This is a genomic window from Rhizorhapis sp. SPR117 (assembly GCF_021742065.1).
Window position 1 is genome coordinate 32,874 of record NZ_JAKKIE010000012.1, and the last position, 18,285, is coordinate 51,158.

The following is an 18,285-nucleotide window of genomic DNA, read 5'->3' on the forward strand; positions in this document are numbered from 1 at the left end:
CCTATCTCCGCACCGAATATTCGCTGCCGCCCTTGAGCGGCAGCAGGGTGGAATCGAACCCGTTGGCGGGATCGCGAAGCCAGGCGACATAGTCGCGGAAGTTGCCCGCCAGCCCGCCGACGTCGTCGGTCAACACCACCGCGCCGGGGCGCATGCGCCGTGCAAGCAACTGCACGACGTCGAGCGCGAGCATGGGAAAGCCGTCGTTCAGCAGAAAGTCGATGTCGGATGGCTCCTCCCGAAGGCTCTCGAGCGCATCGCCGACGCGAAGGTCGATGATGTCGGCGACGCCGGCCTCCTCAAAATTTTGGCGTGCGACGGCAGCCTTTTCCGGCACGATTTCGGTCGTGACGACCGTTCCGCCGCCGTTCGCCTTGACGGCCGCTGCGAGCCACAGCGTCGAGACGCCGAACGACGTGCCGAACTCGACGATTGTCCGAGCTCGGCGCGCGCGGGCTGTCAGGTAGCAGAAGGCGCCCTGCGGTTCGACGATGGCGATATATTTGTCGCTCCAGAACCCGGCCATCTCGGCCATCGGAAAGTCGACCGCCCTGCCGCGCAGGAAGGACAGCGCGTGGCGCGACAGATGGCGGACGACGGAGAAGTGCTGACGATTGGCCTCGCGGTAGAGACGGCGCAGCACGTCCGCGATGCGCTCGTCGGCGATCACCGCGAACGGATCGGCATGGCGAACGTCCGTCATTTCGCGGACCATCCCCGCCAGGCCACGACCATGAGGAACACGCAAGCGCCGAGGCAGAGCCAGGACAGCGCGTCATACCAGCCATCGCCGACGAGCGCGGACAGGAGGCCGACGAAGCTCATGATTCCGATCAGCAACGGCCAGCGGAAGACGCGCCAGTTGGTCTGCGAAACGCTCCTGCGGTCGCTCATTACTCTGCAGGCTCCAGCACGCCGCCACTGTTCAGTTCCATGATACGCTTCTCGATCGGCACGCGGCGGCGGCCGAGCCAGAGATAGATTCCGGTTCCGAGCACTACGATCGCGGCGATATCGAGCAGCGCCCAGATGATCTTGAGCGGAAGGCCGCCATAGTCGCCGAAGTGGAGCGGCTGCGAGAGGAACAGCGTCTTCACATAGAGCGGCATCTCCTCGATCGCGGTGAGCTTGCCGGTCTCCGCATCGACCAGCGCGGGTTTGATCAGCTTCCTGGTTAGCGGCGTGTTGCCGCTGAGGAACACCGCATAATGGTGCTTCGAGCTGAAGAAGGTGCCGGGCCAGGCGATGACGCTGACCGACGTCGAAGGCGCGGCGGCGTGGGCGACTCGCGCCGCATGGTCGACCGATCCGAGCCGGCGAAGCGGCGGCGCGTTCTTGTAGGGCGCGGTCATCTCGGCGAGCTGGCCCATCTGCCAGACGCCGGCGATCGGCGTCGAAAGCGCGGTGATCACCCCGGTCGCGCCGACCACCGCCAGCCAGGCCAGCGCGACGATGCCGACCATGTTGTGCGTGTCGAGCCACTTGAGGCGCGCGCTGCGGGCCTTGCGCACTGTCCCGAAGGCCAGCTTGCGCATGAAGGGCGCATAGACCACGGCGCCCGAGATCAGCGAGACCAGAAAGACCAGCCCGACCAGCGCCATGACCATTTCCCCGGGCAGGCCGAGCAGCAGGCTTGAATGCAGCTCCAGCAGGAAGTGCATCACGCCGGTATCGAGCGGCGGCGCCATCAGCAGCACGCCGGTCCGCGCATCGAACTGCGCGATGTGCGTCTCCTCTTCCTTCGAGTCCACGCGCGGCGCGGTAATCGCATAGAAGATCGGCTTGTCCGGATCGCGGCTGAGGAACATCATCACCTCGCCTGGCCGGTTGGCTAGGGCCCCGGCCACGATCGCGTCGAGGTTGGGCGGCGGCGCCGGCTTCACCGCAGCCGGGATGGCCGGCGCCCGCGTCAGCCCGTCGATCTCGGCGTGGAAGATCAGCGGCAGCCCGGTCAGGCAGAGGAGCAGCAGGAAGACCGTGCAGACGAGGCTCGTCCATTTGTGGACGAGATACCATCGCCGGATCGTGGTCTGCGACATCGCCATTGCGGGCCCGATCAGAACCGGAGCTCGACGCCGCCGGTCACGGTGCGCGGCTGGAGGATCGTCGCGCCGTAAACCGCGCCGCCATAGATGACATAGTCGACGGGATGGCCGCTGTTCAGCAGGTTGCGCACCGACAGCGACAGGCGCGCGGGTCCCAGATTGTAGGCGACCCGGCCATTGAGCACGGCATAGGGGCTCACCTTGCCGCGGGCGTTGCTGAACACGTCCGAAAAATAGGAATCAGTGTAGCGAACGTCGCCGCCCATCTCGAACTTTCCATCGGGCGAGACATTGAACCCGACATCGCTGCTGAAGGCCGGGGCGTGCAGCAGGTCGTTCCCCTGAACCGCGGGATCGTCGTAGCGGTTCACCCTGGTCTTCAGGAGGCCGACGTTCGCGTAGATCTGGTTGCCCATCGAGGGGTTCCAGCTGATCCCGGCCTCGGCGCCATAGGTCGTCGCCCTGTCGGCGTTGCGGATCACCGTCGACAGGACGCCGAGGCTGTAGGGCAGTTGGAGACCCTTATAGTCGTTGTAGAAGACGTTCGCGGTCAGCGTCACCTTGCCGCCGGCGAGCGAGCTGCGCAGGAAGCCCTCATAGTTCCAGACGAACTCGGGCTTGTAGGTGTAGCTTACATAGGGCGGATAGTAGGTGAAGCCCGCGCCGCCGCCATTATAGCCGCGCCCGGCGGTGACGCCGACCGTGATCGCATCGGTGGCGCGCAGCGACAGCGTCGCCTTGGGCAGGAACTCGCGATAGGTCTCGTCGAAGTCGATGAGGAAGGGGCCGGCATAGCCGGTGCGGAAGCGATGCTCGACCTCGTAGCGCCCGCCCAGCACCAGCGTCAGCGCGTCGGTGAGCTTGCCGGTGAACTCGCCGAAAGCGGCGGTGGTCCGGGTGCGGTCGCGGAACGCGCCGCCGCCGTAGAGATCGATCGTCTCGCTCTGGTGCGTCCTGAAGATATAGGCCGCGACGAAGCCGCTGAACCGGTCGTCGGGCGAACGCAGCCGGACGAAGGGTTCCGCGACATATTCCCTGCCGTCGATCCGGGCATTGCCGGTCGTGGCCGGCGCATAGCGATCGGTCCTGAAATCCGTCGCCGACAAATAGGCCTGCAGGGTGACGATATCGCTGACTCTCCAGCTCGTGTCCGTGATACCCGTCGTGTTGCGCGAGCGAAACACCGGCTGCGGGGCCGACTGCGGGACCTTCTGGCTGTAGTCCGGCCCGAGCACATATTCCGATTGCGGAGCCCGCCCATCGACATAGGCGACGGTGAGGAGCGAGCGCACGTCAGGGGTCGGCGTGAAGAGCAGCTTGCCGCGCAGGGTCAGGTTCTGAAAGCGTCCGGGATGCGCTTCTTCGGGGTAGGGGGTGAAGTCGACATAAGCTTGCGAGCGGCGCCAGTCGGCGCTCAGACGGAAGGCGAGCAGATCCGGCGCGATCGGTCCGGACAGCGCGCCGGAGACCTGCCGTTCGTCCTGGCTGCCGACGAGCGCGCGCGCCCGCCCTTCCCAATCGAACGTCGGATCGGCGGTGCGGATCGCGATGGTGCCGGCGATCGCATTGCGCCCCTGCAGGGTGCTCTGCGGGCCGCGATAGACCTCGACCTGGCCAATGTCCCACAGCGTCCCGTTCTGGAAGATCGATTCGTTGAAGCCGAGCGTTCGGCCGTCGAGCTGGTAGTTGAGCCGCGGGCGCGTGCCCGCGAAAAAGGCGTCGGATCCCTGCGCCGGACCCGTGCCGTCGATGCCGCGCACGGTCGGGGCGGCATTGCCGGGCTTGATGTTGACGAGGTTCGTCATGCGGTCGAGCAGCTCGTTGGTACCGTAGACCCCCATGCGTTCGGCCGCCTCATCGGTGATGACCGTTACGCTCGACGCGGTCTCGCGCAGGCTGCGGTTCGACTTCTCCGCAGTCACCACGATCTCGTCGAGCGTGCCGCCGTCTTGTTCGGCAGCGCAGGCGGCGCTCGTCGGCAGCAGGACAAGCGCGCCGGCGGTGACGAAAAGCTGCGAACGAAACGGCATCAGTGAACCACCCCCCTGTGCTGCGCGAAGCGGCACAATCGAAGGGATTGGGAACCACCGCCTGCGCCGCGTGATGACGCCGGCCACGCGACAAGCGTCCGTCGCCTGACTGCGACTTGTTCGCATTAGCAAGTGTCCGTGCGATCTGCTATCGCTTGGGCTATGTCGAGACGTTCGAAAAGTATCGCGCAACGAAATATGGCGAAGGGGCCGCCGCGATGGGCCTAGTGTTCCGGAAAACCGGCGAATTCTCCGCTTCCGACCTTCTTCGGGAAGCCGCTGAACGGTCGATGCACGTTACCGTTCAGCACGCGGCAATGACGCATGTCGATGCACCGATGATGCGCGGCACCGTCGTTGCAGAAGACATACAGCCGGGTCTCGCCGTGGCGGCTCATGATCTCGTTTATCTTTGCGACGGCAGCTATGAGGCGGAAGTGGAGCGCTCCTTGATGTGCGCCCTGCTCGTCGAAGGCGAAACGGAGCCCATGCTGCTTCCGCGCCGTTCGCCGATCGGGCATGTCGTCGGCGAGGTCGCGCTGATCGGTTTCAGTGCCCGTACCCGCTGCATGCGGCACTATCGCACTGGCCAGCGCAATCGAGCTTTTGCACTTACCATCAAGCCCACCTTCTTCGAGCGTTTCGAGGGTGATGTCTCGGACGCCGGCTTGGCTGCTTTCCGCGGCTTAATCGATCCCGGTGCCGACGAGGTCATCCGTCAGCCGCCGCTCGTACTAGCTGCGCTCGCGGGCGAGCTCTTCCACCCCAGTTACGGCGGACAGCTCGGGCGGCTTTACCAGGAGAGCCTGGCCCTGCGTTTCGTTGTCGAGGCAAGCGCGCGAATGCGCGACGAGGAGGATTTTGGCCGACTTCTTGGCCGGCGTCGAACCCAGCGGCTGTGCGACGCGCGGGATATCCTGGACAATTCGCTGACACATCCTCCCAAGACGCTCGACCTTGCTCGGATGGTTGGTACCAACGTCACGAGTCTCCAGCGAGAATTCAAGCAGGCGTTCGGGACGACGATCTTCGGCTATGTTCGGGCCCACAAGTTGGCGATGGCGGATATTCTCATCGTAGAGCATGGTCTCGGCATCGCTGAGGCGGGCTACAGGGTAGGCTTCACAAATGCCGCGGCCTTCACGGCGGCATACCGGCGGCATTTCGGACATCCGCCGTCGCGGCGTGAGCGTTGGCCGCGAACGGGATCGGCCGCCGGCGCGAATTGCGGCTGCGACGAACGAATCCAGCGGATCGAAACCTCGAACGTCAGCATCGCCTCTGCATTGGCATCTCCTGCGACAAGGCATGGCGCCTTGACGACGGACGGCTAGAGATTGGGTGATGAAACGGCGCGTGGCGGCGAATCGCTGACTGCGGTTGCGCTCGACGATCGTTGTCGAGCAGTCAGCGCTCGGACAGGCCGTGGGAGGGCCCACGTGGGATAGGCGATTGGCCATGGCGGTTTTGATCGTTCCGAGAGGCATCTGATAATTGGCAGTTGGCGCCTTGGCGCACAATGGAAGTGTCGCGAGGGGTTGGTCTTCAGAAATCATCATTCTCGATCCAGGAACCTGACGATAGTCCTCAAGTTATAGTCCGGTCCTGAATCGAGGGAGAGAAAAGGTGAGAAGGCAATTGGCGGCCGTGATCGCGGGTACCACATTCGTCGCTGCGACCCCTGCGTTGGCAGACAGGGCGCCGACCGCCCAGGAGCGGACGGCGATAGAGGCGGTCCTGAAGGCAAACGGCTTTGCCAGCTGGGAAGAAATCGAACTCGACGATGACGGACCGCGCTGGGAAGTCGATGATGCGCGAACGACGAACCGGGCAGCCGGAAAATTCGATTTGAAGCTCACTCCAGAGACGTTGCAAATCGTGAAGCGGGAACGGGACGACTGATTGCATCGGTCAGCCCCACGAGCGGAAGGACGAATAACCGCAGATATCTCTTCGGGCTATCCGTGGAGGCCGTTCAGCACAGCAATGACCGCCTCATTTTCGCGCGGTAGGCCTACGGTGATGCGAATCCATTCGGACAAGGGCGGAAACGCCCTTCCCACCTCAATTCCGGCGGCTGCGAGTCGGCCGCGAAGGTCGGTCACATGGGGCGAGCGAAAGAAAATGAAATTCGCTTTGCTGTCCGTATGCTCGAGGCTGAGACTGTCGAGTACTCGCGTGAGCCGCGTTCGTTCAGCGGCGGTACGCGCACGTATGTCGCGGAGATGGGCCTGATCTCCCAGCGCCGCTGATGCTGCCACCAGCGCAAGGCGGCTAAGGGAATGCGGGGCGCCGATTCCCGCTGCGCGCAAGGCTTGCGCCAATGATGCAGGGGCCACGGCATAGCCGATCGAGAGACCGGCCAAGCCATAGATCTTCGCAAGCGTGCGGAAGACGAGGACATTAGCGCCCTCGCGCGCGAGTCTGATCGCGCTTCGCTGCGCGAGATCGTCATATTCGAGATAGGCTTCGTCGACGATGACGAGGGTCCGCTTCGATATGTCCCGGATGAAGCTGTCGAGGGCGTCTCGGTCGTTGATGGTGCCGGAGGGATTATGCGGGTTGACCAGGCTGACTGCGAGGGTCCGATCGTCGACAGCACGCGCCAGCGCGGGCAGGTCGTTCTCGAGGCGCTCATTGAGGGGAACCGCGATGCCGATGCCGCCGAGCGGGGCGCCTGCATCGATCAGCGCGGTATAGCCCGGCGACGAATAGACGAAGTTGCCGCCGCCGGGCCGCTGGCGCGCAAGGTAGAGCCCGAGCGGCTCGAGCACCTCGCCGATCACCACCTGTTCGGGGCTTACCCGTTCGAGCGCGGCGATCTGCCCAACAAGTGCGTCGACCTCGCTCTGGCCGACATAGCGTTCGAGGCCTCTGAGATGGGCCGCTATCGCCCGGCCGACCTTCGGCGAGGGGCCGAAGGCATTTTCGTTGAGATCAAGCCGTATCGGTTGGGTCGCACCGGATCCGGTCGGGGTGCCCGCGAGGGCCGGCGCGCCGGCGAGAAGCGCAACGCCACCCGCCGCCAGCCAGTCGCGGCGGGTCAGGGCAAATCCTTCATTGCCCGACATCAGAAGCTGAACCCCACCCGCGCATAATAGAAGGCCCCGCTGAAGCCGAAGGGCGAGAACTCGCTATAGGGGAAGACGCCGAACGTGTCGGCACCGGTGAGCAGCGGCGTCGAGGCGATGTTCTTGGTCGGATAGACGTTGAAGATGTTGTTGGCGCCCACGGTGGCGGTGATATTGGGCGTCACCTCGCCGGTGAAGCTGAAATCGGTCACCCATTTGGCCTTGAGACGTTGGATCACGTCGACATTGCCGGCAGTGCCGGATTCGGTCGGCACCGTTCGGAATGGCGTCGAGCCCTGCGCGATCAGTGCGACATTGGCCGGCGTCTGGTTGGTGAGCGCCACCTGCTCGACCCGGCCGTAGCGCGTGGTGCGCGCATCGAACGTGATCGGACCGACCTTCCAGTTCGCTCCCAGCGCGATCTTGTCACGCGGCTGGCCATGCTCGATGCGGGTGCGCTCGTTGATGTCGAAGAGCGGCGTGGTGATCCCCAGCGCGGTGATCTGTGTGGGCGTTGCGCCGACCCGGCGGAGACGAACCTGGTTGTAATTATAGGCCGCGCTCAGGCGCAGCGCGCCCCAGTCCCGCAGATCGGTCGTATAGGCGGCCGTCACATCGACGCCCTGGGTGCGGGTGTCGATCGCATTGGTGAAGTAGCGCACGCTGGTCACCCCCGGTATCCCGATCGAGGCGAGATAATCGCGGAGCGCGCGCCTGCCCGACGCGTCGACATAGTTGGAGGAGAGCGTGATCTGATCGTCGATGTCGATATGATAATAGTCGACCGAGGCGGTGAGCCCGCCGCCCGCATAGGTCAGGCCGCCGCCAAAGCTGGTGGATTTTTCGGGCTTGAGATCCTGCGCGCCGAGCGCCTGGGCAAGCGCCGAACCCACGGGCGCTGTCCGCACAAGCACGAACTCGGGAAACCCCGTCGTGTTGTTGACGATGGTCCGGCTGCTCGTCGAGCTGAAATATTGCTGGGCGAGCGAAGGAGCGTGGAAGCCGGTGCTGACCGAACCGCGCAGCGCGAAGCCCGCGGGCAGCTGGATTCGCGTCGAGGCCTGGCCGTTCCAGGTGTCGCCGAAGTCGCTATAATCCTCGTAGCGGCCGGCGAGGTTCACCTGCCAGCCCTTCACCACCTCGGTGTTGAGCTCGGCAAAGGCGCCGATCGCATGGCGGTCGACATCGACCGCGTCGCCGGGCTGGATGCCGGCGAAGCCCTGCGATCCGATCGTCGGAATGGCGCCGGCACTGGGGCCGTCAAGCACGCGCGAAGTGCCGAAGGCATAGCTGTCGGGTTCGCCGGGCGAGATCTTGTAGCCGTCGTAGCGAAGCTCCGCGCCGACCGCGAGGCCGATCGGGGCCGCCAGCCCCGCGTCGAAATCGCGCGAGAAGGTGAGGTCTGTCGTTGACTGCCAGTTGGTGAACTTGCCGGCGTAGAAACTGGTCGGGCTCGCCGCGCCGAGCGTCGCGTTGAGCGTGTTGTTGGGCCGGTATTCGATGCTGTTGCCGCCATAGACCGACGACAGGTCCCAATCCCAGCCCGAAAGGTCGCCGCGCAGCCCGAGCCCCGCCGAATAGTCGATGCTCTTGGTGTCGACGAAGGGCAGGAAGCCGTCGGGAAAGATCGCGCGGACATTCTCGTCCTGGCCGGCGCGGCGGAAGGAGGCGTTCGAATGCGCCTTGCTCTCGCGATAGCCGCCAAAGCCATAGAGCTCGGCGTCGCCGATCGGCTTCTTCAGATTGACGACGGCGCTTGCGTCCTTGGTGTCGCCCTCGTCGGCGAAGCGCCAGACATTGCGGTTGACGGTCGCCTCGCGCGGATCGATCGTGGTGCCGGCCACGCCGCCGGGCGGAGTGAGGCCGAGACCCGCGCCGTAGCGCGCCGAGAGGGGCTGCGGCGTGCCGGTCGGCGAGAGGCCGAAGTAGAATTGGCGGGTGTCTGGCAACGCCCGGTTCGCGCCCTTATGGTCGCGATAATAGCCGGTCGCATTGATGAAGCCATCGTCGCCGAGCTTGATGCCGCCGCCGAGTGAGAATTCGTAGGCGTCCCCTCCCCCGTCATAGGTCGTGCCCGCGCTCGCCGTCCCATGGATCGCCGTATCCTCGCGCAGCAGGATATTGATGACACCGGCGATCGCGTCGGAGCCATATTGGGCCGAGGCGCCGTCGCGCAGGATCTCGATCCGGCCGATAGCGGCGGCTGGAATCTGGTTGAGGTCGGTCGGGGTCGCCCCCTTGCCGATCGTCCCGCCGGTGTTGACCCAGGCGGCGTTGTGAAGGCGCTTGCCGTTCACCAGCACCAGCGTCTCGTCGGGCGACAGCCCGCGCAGCGACGCGGAGTGGATATGGGTGTTGCCGTCGGGAGTCGTCGGCGTGGCGAAGGAGAACGACGGGGCCAGCTGGCGGAGCACCTCGGTGGTTTCCTGATACCCCGAGGCACGAAGATCGTCCCCGCGAAGCGAGTCGATCGGGACGGGCGACGTCGTGACCGTGCGATCTCCAAAGCGGGTGCCGGTCACGACAATCTCGTCATCTGCCGCATGGCCTGCCTTGGAGGCCTCGACATCCTGCGCGAAAGCGGGAACGGGAGCGAGCGCCAGGGCAAGGAGCCACGTTGTTTTCTTATCCATGAGGAACCCCCTGTTTTCCCCATTTGGATACTCTACTGATCTGGTAGGGAAAGAAAGAAATTCTATCACGCCTGCGAAGAGATTGGTCTTTTATGATGCCGGGAATCGCATAGCCTCAGTCTCGGAAGGGAATCGTGCAAGCACTGGAACCAGGAGTTTGACGCCCGCATAAAGCAAACTCGAACAAGACTGAACATTCGGGCGAACAGCGGCGCGGAAACAACCAAGGGGGCATCGCAGGTCGACCGGCAACGGGGAGGCCTAAACTGCAAATAGCAGTCGGGATAGCTCTGATGGATTATGTGACAATAGACTTCGAAGCCAGCTGCCTGCCCCGGCACGGACGATCCTTTCCGATCGAGGTAGCGATCACCGATCAGGCGGGTACGCGATCCTGGCTCATCAAGCCGGACCCGCTTTGGCGGGACTGGGACTGGACCGATGAAGCCCTCGATCTGCACGGCATCCGGCGCGAGCAGCTCGACCAGGAAGGGTTCGAAGCGGAGGTCGTCGTCGCCGAACTCAGCCGGTCCGTCCGGGGCAGACGCGTCATCGCGGACAGCAGTATTGATACCTATTGGTGGGATACGCTGGTTGATGCGACAGCGGTCCGCCTGCCTTCGCCGATCGAGCACGTCCGCTGCGTCCTGGACGAGCTGGGCGCCACAAGCGAGCAGATCTTCTCAGCGCAAGGGCAGGCGGACCGGCTATGTCCGGCGCGGCACCGGGCCGCCGCGGATGCGCGCTGGCTCTGGACGCTGCTGTCGAAGGTGCGCGAGGCGGTCGAAGAATGCGCGCCATCCCGATCCTGGCTCCGAAGCCCGCCGCCCGTCCCGGTCGCGGTCGGCTGGACGAACACCGCCCTGTTCGATTCACGTTGAGGCCGCATCCGATTTTCCATGAACCATTCGAAGGAGATGCAACATGTCGCTCAAATTGTCCGATACGGTTCCCGATTTCAGCCAGGATTCGACCCAAGGCCCGCTTCATTTCTACGAATGGGCGGCCGACGGCTGGGTCGTGCTGTTCTCGCACCCCAAGGATTTCACGCCGGTCTGTACGACCGAGCTCGGCACGGTCGCCAAGCTCAAGCCCGAGTTCGACAAGCGCGGCGTCAAGGTGCTGGGGCTGTCGGTCGATCCCGCCGACAGTCATCAGAGCTGGGCACGAGATATCGAGGAGACGCAAGGTGCCGCGCTCAATTTCCCGCTGATCGCCGATCATGACCGCAAGGTCTCGACGCTGCTCGACCTCATCCATCCCAATGCGTCCGACACCACCACGGTGCGCAGTGTGCTGGTGATCGATCCCAACAAGAAGCTCCGCCTCACCCTCACCTATCCGGCCTCGACCGGTCGCAACTTCCCGGAGATCCTGCGGACGATCGACAGCCTGCAGCTGACCGACAAGCACAAGGTGGCGACGCCCGCGGACTGGAAGCAGGGCGACGATGTGATCATCGTGCCGTCGCTCGACGACGATGCAGCGCGCAACCTGTTCCCGCAAGGATGGACCACCCACAAACCCTATCTGCGCACCGTACGGCAACCCGAGACAACCGGTTGAAGAGCGGCGGCGACATCGCCGGAACAATGGGCCAAGCATCGGCAGGAGGCGCGATATGATCGATCTCTATTACTGGACCACTCCCAACGGGCATAAGATCACGATCTTCCTCGAGGAGACGGCCCTGCCCTACCGGATCTTGCCGGTGAACATCGGCAAGGGCGAGCAGTTCGCGCCCGCCTTCCTGGCGATCGCGCCCAACAACCGCATCCCGGCGATCGTCGACACCGAGCCTGCCGGTGGCATCGCGCCGGTCTCGCTGTTCGAATCGGGCGCGATCCTGCTCTACCTCGCCGAGAAGACCGGCAAGCTGATACCGTCCGATCTCCACGGCCGCGCCGAGGTTCTGCAATGGCTGTTCTGGCAGATGGCGGGGCTTGGCCCGATGGCGGGCCAGAACAATCATTTCCGCTACGCCGCCCCGGAAAAGCTTCCCTACGCGATCGAGCGCTACACCAACGAGACCAACCGCCTGTTCGGCGTGCTCGACAAACGGCTGGCGGACCGGTCCTTCCTCACCGGCGAGTCCTATTCGATCGCCGATATATCCAGCTATCCCTGGGTGGTTCCCTATGAGCGGCAGGGCCAGTCGCTTGACGAGTTCCCGCACCTGAAGCGCTGGTTCGAAGCGATCCGCGCGCGGCCAGCGACCGAACGCGCCTATGCGCTGGTAGAGCGGATCAACCCTGACGCGAACGCCCCGCAGAGCGACGAAGCACGGCGGATCCTCTACGGCCAGACCGCGGCCGTGGTGCGGGGAAGATAGCCATGCCCGGTCGCCACGCCATCGTCGGCGCTGCGATGGATATCCAGCCAGGCGCCCTGCGCCCAATGGTCGGTCGGCCGCCCGCCCTTGGGTTAGAGCCACCGTCGGAGGCGCCCATCCGCATCGCAACGCATGATCGCTGCCCCCTACCCTTGCGCGCATGCCCGCCCGAACGCGCCGTGGCGATCAGCCAAGGGGCCAGCACGCTCTATCGCCAGGCGCTTGGCCGGACCCGTCCCGCCGCGTTCTCGCAGTCTCGCGGTGTCGGTACCCTGGAGGTCGAATCCGCTGCCTGTGCCGAGAGCCTCTAGCGATGGCCGGCGACTTTCTCGTACTCCGCGATCTGTCGGCCTGCTGGTGCGACGAGCGGGGTCGCCTGGGGCCACCCGGCCGCATACGACCCATGTGGGTCCTCATCCCGCGCGAGGATCCCGATGCCGAGCTTGGGCGAGGTCAACTGACGGGAGCGCAATCCTTTTATGGATACCTCATGGCTGCCCCCTTCGGTTGGGCAGACAGGCGCGGCCGGGATTGCGAGGGCGATCGGCAACCCTTCGCTCCGCGCGACCGGCATTAGCACCTATTCGAAAAATGGCGGCACGCTGGAGACCGCCGCGACGAAGGCGCATCATTATTCGACCCGCACTACCCACCCGTATGACCGGCCGCCCCTATGACCCGCGGCCCGGTGACGGGAGGCCGGGCGCGGTGGCGCGCGTGCTGAACTGGATTCGCTCGTTAACTTGATACGAGGCCCACTCGGGGCAATATGCTGCCTATGTCACGGAATAGATCGACCGCTCAGGCGATAGTAATGACGTTGCTTGCGATCGCGGCCACGCCGCTTTCCGCAAAACCGCCCGTCAGCTCGACGATGACGGTCGGCCACGATGCCAAGCCGCAAGGGCGCATCATCACCACGCCGGCATATCCTTACGGCGTGTATGTCGTGCCAGTGGAGCGGGACGATCGCACGCCTAAGCAGCGTTGTTTGGATGACGAGTCGGCGAGGATCGGCGGCACCCTCTCCGACCTTGATCGGCGAGCCATGGACCTCAAATGCAGCCAGCGCTGACGCTCGCAGCGCGATCGGCTCATGCCGGCGGTGGAATGACGGCGGTGGTGTAAAGCGAAAGTAGCTCCCAGCCCAAAGCTTCATAGAGGCCCCGGCCATCAGCCGTGGCGACCAATACGCCCCGCGTCGCGCCGGCACCTCGCGCGATCGTTTCGAGCTTCTTCATGACAGCGCGGCCGAGCCCGCGTCGTCTATGCGCCGCGGTGGTTTCAATCCGATCATATATGGCGAACTCGCCGACGCGGACGACGCGCCCGATCGCCGCCAGCTCGCCGCTTGAAGCGAGCGCCTTCACGACCGCGAGCGGCATAGGGTCCGTCGCATCGAGCGAATAGCCATCAGGCGGGGCCCCGCCGGCCATCTGGCCGCAACAGGTCATCATGAAGCCCGGCGGCTGAATGGCCCAGCGGTTTGGCAGCGCGGCCCGCATCGCGCTTGGGGTGGCACAGGCTTTCACAAAGACCCAAGGCTCAGTGATCCCCGCCGCTAGCTCGCGCATCGCTGGCGAGATGCGGGGAAAGACGTAGCGGACCCGCTGTTGCGGCCAGCCGACATCCACACGGAATCCGCCGTGATCCTCGACGGGGGGTGGAGTTTCACGGGCGAGCGTCCATCCTTTGATCCATGTCGCCACGATGCGGGGATCGGCCACCAGGTCTTCGTCAGCCATGCCCCATCCTGACATGCGTCAATGGCCGAGAGGTGGGCCGAGACATTAGCGCCAGACGGCGCGAGGCCGCCCGTAACGACGCAGCACCCAGCTTTCTCCTGCCTTTGATCGCATCAAGCGCAGCATCAGGCTGGCCGCGCTGCCGTCAGGCCGCCTCCGGCGGACGCGGCCATAAGCAGGATGATCGCGAACCACGGAAGCGGCAGCAGCTTCGGCCACCGGAGTGCGAGCACCGCCTCGTCGAACCGGTCGGGATCGATGACCATGCGCCTCGCTCGCCCGCGCCGCCCGAGGACTATTCGCCGAGACTTGAGCGCAACATCCATGCATTCTCTTCATGAACGCCGATGCGCGCCACGAGCATGTCATGGGTGAACAGATCGCCGGCCTCGTCGGCGAGTTCGGCGAACTCGCTCATCCGCCGCGCCACCGTCTCATTGTCCCTGGCCAGCTCCGCGATCATCTCCGGGGTCGGCCTGTGCGGCGTCTCGTTCTCGATCACCGTGAGCGCACGGAATGTCTCGCTGCCGGTCGGGGCAAGCTTGCCCAACGCACGGATGCGTTCCGCCAGCGCGTCCGCCGCCTGGTGCAGCTCATTATATTGCGCGTCAGTCAGTTTATGGAGGCCGTAGAAGCTCGGGCCCTGCACATTCCAGTGAACCCCCAAGGTCTTGGCGTACAGCGTGTAACTATCGGCGACTGCTTTCGTCAGCGCTTCGGCGACCTTTTCGCGGACATTGCTGTCCACGCTCGTATTGAGCGTATTGCCGTCGCCTTCCACCGTTTGTGGCGTTGCTTTCGATCTGGCGGCTCTGGCCATGTCCTTGTCCTTCCAGTTTTTGACTCGCACCCTCCCGCCATCAGACCATAGCGTGAGGATCAGTCATTGGAAGCGCGCGCGTTGCGACCGCGCGGATCATCGGTGGCGGCAGCTCCGCCGAACGCGAGGAGGGTGTCCATGAGCTTGGCTGCGGGCTGTATTGAAACGCGCGGCGAGCCTCCATTCGTAACGATAGTGTCTCAGCCGTGCCAGCGCCGGACGCGCCCGATCCACGCCTCGAAGGCGTCCAGCTGCCGCTCGAGCAAGATGCGCAAATGATCGTCCGCGATGGTGAGGTCGTCGGCGATCGCGTCCGGCTTGAGCTGCAGATAAGCCTCGGGTTGGCCCATCAGCACGACGTCGAGAACCAAGAGCGTGTTGCGCAGATGGGACTGGGCTACCGCGGTGCCGACCGCGCCTGGCGAGGCGCCCATGATCGCGGACGGCTTTCCGATCCAGCTGCTCTTACCCGTCGGTCGCGATCCCCAGTCGATCGCATTCTTGAGGATGCCTGGTATCGACCGGTTGTACTCGGGCGTGACGAACAGCACGCCGTCGCTCGCCTCGATCGTTCGTTTGAGCGTCTGGACGCTTTCCGGCGGGTCCGACCACAAATCCTCATTGTAGTGCGGCAGGCCGCCGATATCGACATAGCTGAATTCGAACCGCTTGCCCGCCAGCGCTTCGACGGCGCGCGCGAGGCGCTGGTTGATGGATTGCTTGCGAATGCTTCCGACGAAAACTGCGATCGCCGTCATTTTAGGAACTCCCGGCCAGCGGTGTTTTGAAAGGTCATGCGGCTTCGCCGAATATCTCGTCGAAGAATGCGCGCATCTCGGCCCAGGATCGCGCATCCGCCTTGGGATCGTAGCGGGCGAAGTCCGGCCGCCCGAGGCGATCGGCCGCCGGGTTGGTAAAGCTGTGGACGACGCCGCCATAAAGGTTCATCTGCCAGTCGACGCCGCCTGCCCGCATCTCCGCTTCGAAGGCCGCGCGCTGCGCTGCGTCGATGCCGGGATCATCGGCACCGATGCAGACGAGCACCTTGCCCTTGATCGCCTTGGCATCCTCCGGCGCGACGGTCGCCAACCCGCTGTGAAAGCCGACGGCACCGACGATGGCGGCGCCGTCCCGCGCCAACTCGAGCGCCATCGTGCCACCGAAGCAATAGCCGATCGCAGCCACCCGCGTGGCATCGACCTCCGGCCGCGCAAGCAGCGCGTCCAGCCCGCCACGTGCGCGGGCGCGCGTTCGACTCGGATCATCGCGCAGTGGATTGATCAGCCCCATCACGGCGTCCAGGGCGTCAAACTCCTTGCCCTGGCCGTGAAGGTCACAGGCCAAGGCGACATAGCCAAGCGCGGCAAGCCGCTCTGCGCGCGACCTCGCATGATCGCCGAGCCCGAAGGCTTCGGGAAACACAAGCACGCCAGGGCGAGGCCCGGCGCGTGAAGCGTCGATATAAAGGTCGCTCTTCATCTTGAGCCCATCGGCCGAATAGGTCAGGGTTTCTGTGGGCATCCGGTTTGTCTCCCAACTTGCTCTTGAAGGACAAGCGGTAGACCCCGAGGAAGAGCGTAGCAACGGAGAGGGAATCGCGTTCGCATGCTCAAGGAGACATCGGTCACGCCGACGGCGCCCGCAGCGCCGCCACAATCGGTGCGACTGATTTTCGGGGCGCTGATGCTGGTGATGCTGCTGGCTTCACTCGATCAGACGATCGTGTCGACGGCGCTGCCGACGATCGTTGGCGAGTTTGGCGGGCTCGCGCACCTTTCGTGGATCGTCACCGCCTATATGCTGGCGACCACCATCGTCACCCCGCTCTATGGCAAGCTGGGCGACCTGTTCGGGCGCAAGATCGTGCTCCAGGGCGCAATCCTGTTGTTTCTGGCCGGCTCGGCACTGTGCGGGCTCAGCCGCTCCATGGGCGCGCTGATCGCGTTCCGCGCGCTTCAGGGACTCGGCGGGGGCGGGCTGATGGTGACGACTATGGCGGCGATCGGCGACATCATCCCGCCGCGCGACCGGGGCCGATACCAAGGCTTTTTTGGTGGCGTGTTCGGGCTGTCGACCGTGCTCGGACCGTTGATCGGTGGCTTCTTTGTCGAGCATCTGAGCTGGCGCTGGATCTTCTACATAAATTTGCCGCTGGGCCTCCTGGCGCTGGGCGTGATCGCCGTCGCCTTCACCTCGCCCGCCGAGCGGCGGCGACCAGCGATCGACGTGACCGGGGCCGCGCTGATGGCAACTTTTCTGACGGCGCTTGTCCTATTCACCAGCCTTGGCGGCCATACCTATCCCTGGGATTCCCCTATGAGCCTGGGGCTGGCGGGGGTCGCACTGGTCGCGCTGGCTGGCTTCATCATGGTCGAACGCCGTGCCGCAGAGCCGATCCTGCCGCTGCCGCTCTTCGCCAACCCAACCTTCCTCATCGCCTGCGCGGTCGGGTTCATCGTCGGCCTGGCGATGTTCGGCTCGGTCACATACATGCCGATCTATCTGCAGGTGGTGAAGGGCGTGAGCCCGTCCACCGCCGGTTTGCAGTTGACGCCGATGATGGGGGGCGTGCTCGTGACCTCGATCGCCAGCGGGCAGATCATCAGCCGGATCGGGCGCTATCGGCTGTTTCCTATCATCGGCACCGCGGTGATGACGGTCGGTCTGGGCTTGCTCTCCACGCTCGGCGTAGCGAGCAGCATCTGGGTGGCGCCCGCTTACATGCTGGTGCTCGGCCTTGGGCTCGGCATGGTCATGCAGGTGCTGGTCCTGGCCGTCCAGAACGCTATCGACTACCGGAATCTGGGCGTCGCCACGTCTGGCACGACCTTGTTTCGCTCGACCGGCGGCTCGGTCGGCGTGTCGCTGTTCGGCGCGATCTTCGCCGCGAACCTGGCGAGCGGGCTCGCCAGCCGCATGCCGGCGGGTGCCAGGCTGCCGACGGCGAGCGATGCTGTGGCGATCGCCGCGCTGCCGCCGGGCGTTCGCCATGTCTATCTTGAGGTATTCACCGCAGCGCTGCACCCCGTGTTCCTGTCGGCGGCGGTGATCGCAGCATTCGCTTTCCTGCTGACCTGGTTCCTGAAGGAGGTGCCGCTGCGGGATGGCGAGCGGTCGGAGACAATCGGCGAGAGCTTCGCAATGCCGCATGACGCGACCTCGCTGGACGAGCTCGAGCTGATCGTGACGCGCCTGGGCCGGCGGGAGCATCGCTGGGAGACATATCGCCGCATCGCCGAACGACGCGGAATCTCGCTCGCACCGGATGAGATGTGGCTGCTCGTACAGCTCTGTCGGGCTCCGCAAGCATTACCGGCGAACCTGGGCGAAGGATCTCTGGGGCCGATCGCCGGCCGACTTGTCGACCGGGGTTTGCTGAGGCGCGCGCGCGAGGGCCGCCTTGCGGTCTCGGATGCCGGCCGCGCGATCTTCGAGAACATCATCGCAGGCTATCGCGCGTGGTTGGCGCATATCCTCGAACGCTGGTCGCCCGAGGAGCATGAGGAGGTCAGGACGATGCTCAATGGACTGGCGCGCGAGCTGGTGGCGGAACTGCCTACCCTGAACGCGAGAATATCCTGAGCGCACGCTCGGCGATCGTCGAACATG

19 protein-coding genes and 1 pseudogene are annotated in these 18,285 nt (G+C 64.8%); 9 read left to right on the forward strand and 11 right to left on the reverse strand.

Going from position 1 to position 18,285, the window contains the following annotated elements; genetic code table 11:
• Position 1: 1 nt before the first annotated feature.
• Genes L3X40_RS06775 through L3X40_RS06790 form a run of 4 tightly spaced genes read right to left on the reverse strand, consistent with a single transcriptional unit; the run spans position 2 to position 4,075 of the window.
• Complete coding sequence (locus L3X40_RS06775) at positions 2 to 703, reverse strand: O-methyltransferase (protein WP_066561681.1); 702 nt, start codon at positions 701 to 703, stop codon at positions 2 to 4.
• On the reverse strand, positions 700 to 894 hold the full coding sequence (locus tag L3X40_RS06780; protein WP_066556901.1) for a hypothetical protein: 195 nt from the start codon (positions 892 to 894) through the stop codon (positions 700 to 702). The genes L3X40_RS06775 and L3X40_RS06780 overlap by 4 nt, the downstream gene beginning before the upstream one ends.
• Positions 894 to 2,045: a PepSY-associated TM helix domain-containing protein gene (locus L3X40_RS06785; protein ID WP_237229775.1), complete on the reverse strand. Its 1,152-nt coding sequence runs from the start codon at positions 2,043 to 2,045 to the stop codon at positions 894 to 896. The genes L3X40_RS06780 and L3X40_RS06785 overlap by 1 nt, the downstream gene beginning before the upstream one ends.
• Positions 2,046 to 2,056: 11 nt before the next feature.
• On the reverse strand, positions 2,057 to 4,075 hold the full coding sequence (locus L3X40_RS06790; protein ID WP_066556899.1) for a TonB-dependent receptor: 2,019 nt from the start codon (positions 4,073 to 4,075) through the stop codon (positions 2,057 to 2,059).
• Between the two features lie 116 nt (positions 4,076 to 4,191).
• Between L3X40_RS06790 and L3X40_RS06795 the strand changes: the two genes are divergently transcribed.
• Positions 4,192 to 5,409, forward strand: a complete 1,218-nt coding sequence (locus L3X40_RS06795; RefSeq protein WP_237364980.1) for a helix-turn-helix transcriptional regulator — start codon at positions 4,192 to 4,194, stop codon at positions 5,407 to 5,409.
• A gap of 292 nt (positions 5,410 to 5,701) precedes the next feature.
• A complete protein-coding gene (locus tag L3X40_RS06800) occupies positions 5,702 to 5,977 on the forward strand; it encodes a PepSY domain-containing protein (protein WP_066556888.1) in 276 nt (91 codons plus the stop codon).
• 56 nt (positions 5,978 to 6,033) lie between these two features.
• On the opposite strand, the gene L3X40_RS06805 is transcribed toward L3X40_RS06800, so the two are convergent.
• Positions 6,034 to 7,146, reverse strand: coding sequence for a pyridoxal phosphate-dependent aminotransferase (locus L3X40_RS06805; RefSeq protein ID WP_237229773.1), 1,113 nt, complete (start codon positions 7,144 to 7,146; stop codon positions 6,034 to 6,036).
• Positions 7,146 to 9,779 (reverse strand): TonB-dependent receptor plug domain-containing protein, encoded by a 2,634-nt coding sequence (locus L3X40_RS06810; protein WP_066556885.1) that lies wholly within the window; start codon positions 9,777 to 9,779, stop codon positions 7,146 to 7,148. The genes L3X40_RS06805 and L3X40_RS06810 overlap by 1 nt, the downstream gene beginning before the upstream one ends.
• Positions 9,780 to 10,072: 293 nt before the next feature.
• Between L3X40_RS06810 and L3X40_RS06815 the strand changes: the two genes are divergently transcribed.
• The 6 genes and pseudogenes from L3X40_RS06815 to L3X40_RS06840 all read left to right on the forward strand — a co-directional run bounded on the left by L3X40_RS06815 (position 10,073) and on the right by L3X40_RS06840 (position 13,186).
• Positions 10,073 to 10,660: a hypothetical protein gene (locus tag L3X40_RS06815; protein WP_197672700.1), complete on the forward strand. Its 588-nt coding sequence runs from the start codon at positions 10,073 to 10,075 to the stop codon at positions 10,658 to 10,660.
• A gap of 43 nt (positions 10,661 to 10,703) precedes the next feature.
• Positions 10,704 to 11,345, forward strand: a complete 642-nt coding sequence (locus L3X40_RS06820; protein WP_066556882.1) for a peroxiredoxin — start codon at positions 10,704 to 10,706, stop codon at positions 11,343 to 11,345.
• A gap of 55 nt (positions 11,346 to 11,400) precedes the next feature.
• A complete protein-coding gene (locus L3X40_RS06825) occupies positions 11,401 to 12,111 on the forward strand; it encodes a glutathione binding-like protein (protein WP_066556879.1) in 711 nt (236 codons plus the stop codon).
• Positions 12,112 to 12,113: 2 nt separating this feature from the next.
• Entirely contained in the window at positions 12,114 to 12,422 is a 309-nt protein-coding gene (locus L3X40_RS06830; protein ID WP_237364981.1) for a hypothetical protein, read from the forward strand.
• 201 nt (positions 12,423 to 12,623) lie between these two features.
• Positions 12,624 to 12,788, forward strand: a pseudogene (locus L3X40_RS06835) (tyrosine-type recombinase/integrase); the annotation flags it as partial.
• Between the two features lie 137 nt (positions 12,789 to 12,925).
• Positions 12,926 to 13,186: a hypothetical protein gene (locus L3X40_RS06840; protein WP_066556870.1), complete on the forward strand. Its 261-nt coding sequence runs from the start codon at positions 12,926 to 12,928 to the stop codon at positions 13,184 to 13,186.
• Positions 13,187 to 13,205: 19 nt separating this feature from the next.
• Here L3X40_RS06840 and L3X40_RS06845 read toward each other — a convergent pair whose 3' ends face one another.
• The 5 genes from L3X40_RS06845 to L3X40_RS06865 all read right to left on the reverse strand — a co-directional run bounded on the left by L3X40_RS06845 (position 13,206) and on the right by L3X40_RS06865 (position 16,197).
• Positions 13,206 to 13,856, reverse strand: coding sequence for a GNAT family N-acetyltransferase (locus L3X40_RS06845; RefSeq protein WP_066556867.1), 651 nt, complete (start codon positions 13,854 to 13,856; stop codon positions 13,206 to 13,208).
• A 125-nt stretch (positions 13,857 to 13,981) separates the two neighbouring features.
• Positions 13,982 to 14,122, reverse strand: a complete 141-nt coding sequence (locus L3X40_RS06850) for a hypothetical protein (RefSeq protein WP_158511738.1) — start codon at positions 14,120 to 14,122, stop codon at positions 13,982 to 13,984.
• A gap of 29 nt (positions 14,123 to 14,151) precedes the next feature.
• Positions 14,152 to 14,676 carry a Dps family protein gene (locus L3X40_RS06855; protein ID WP_066561677.1) on the reverse strand — a complete coding sequence of 175 codons (525 nt, stop codon included), beginning with the start codon at positions 14,674 to 14,676 and terminating at the stop codon, positions 14,152 to 14,154.
• Positions 14,677 to 14,876: 200 nt separating this feature from the next.
• Positions 14,877 to 15,434: an NADPH-dependent FMN reductase gene (locus L3X40_RS06860; protein WP_066556865.1), complete on the reverse strand. Its 558-nt coding sequence runs from the start codon at positions 15,432 to 15,434 to the stop codon at positions 14,877 to 14,879.
• A 34-nt stretch (positions 15,435 to 15,468) separates the two neighbouring features.
• Complete coding sequence (locus L3X40_RS06865; RefSeq protein ID WP_066556863.1) at positions 15,469 to 16,197, reverse strand: dienelactone hydrolase family protein; 729 nt, start codon at positions 16,195 to 16,197, stop codon at positions 15,469 to 15,471.
• An 84-nt stretch (positions 16,198 to 16,281) separates the two neighbouring features.
• Here L3X40_RS06865 and L3X40_RS06870 point away from each other — a divergent pair, with 84 nt between their 5' ends.
• The gene (locus tag L3X40_RS06870; RefSeq protein ID WP_066556854.1) at positions 16,282 to 18,258 is read left to right on the forward strand and encodes an MFS transporter; all 1,977 of its coding nucleotides are present in this window, start codon (positions 16,282 to 16,284) and stop codon (positions 18,256 to 18,258) included.
• Positions 18,259 to 18,285: the final 27 nt, after the last annotated feature.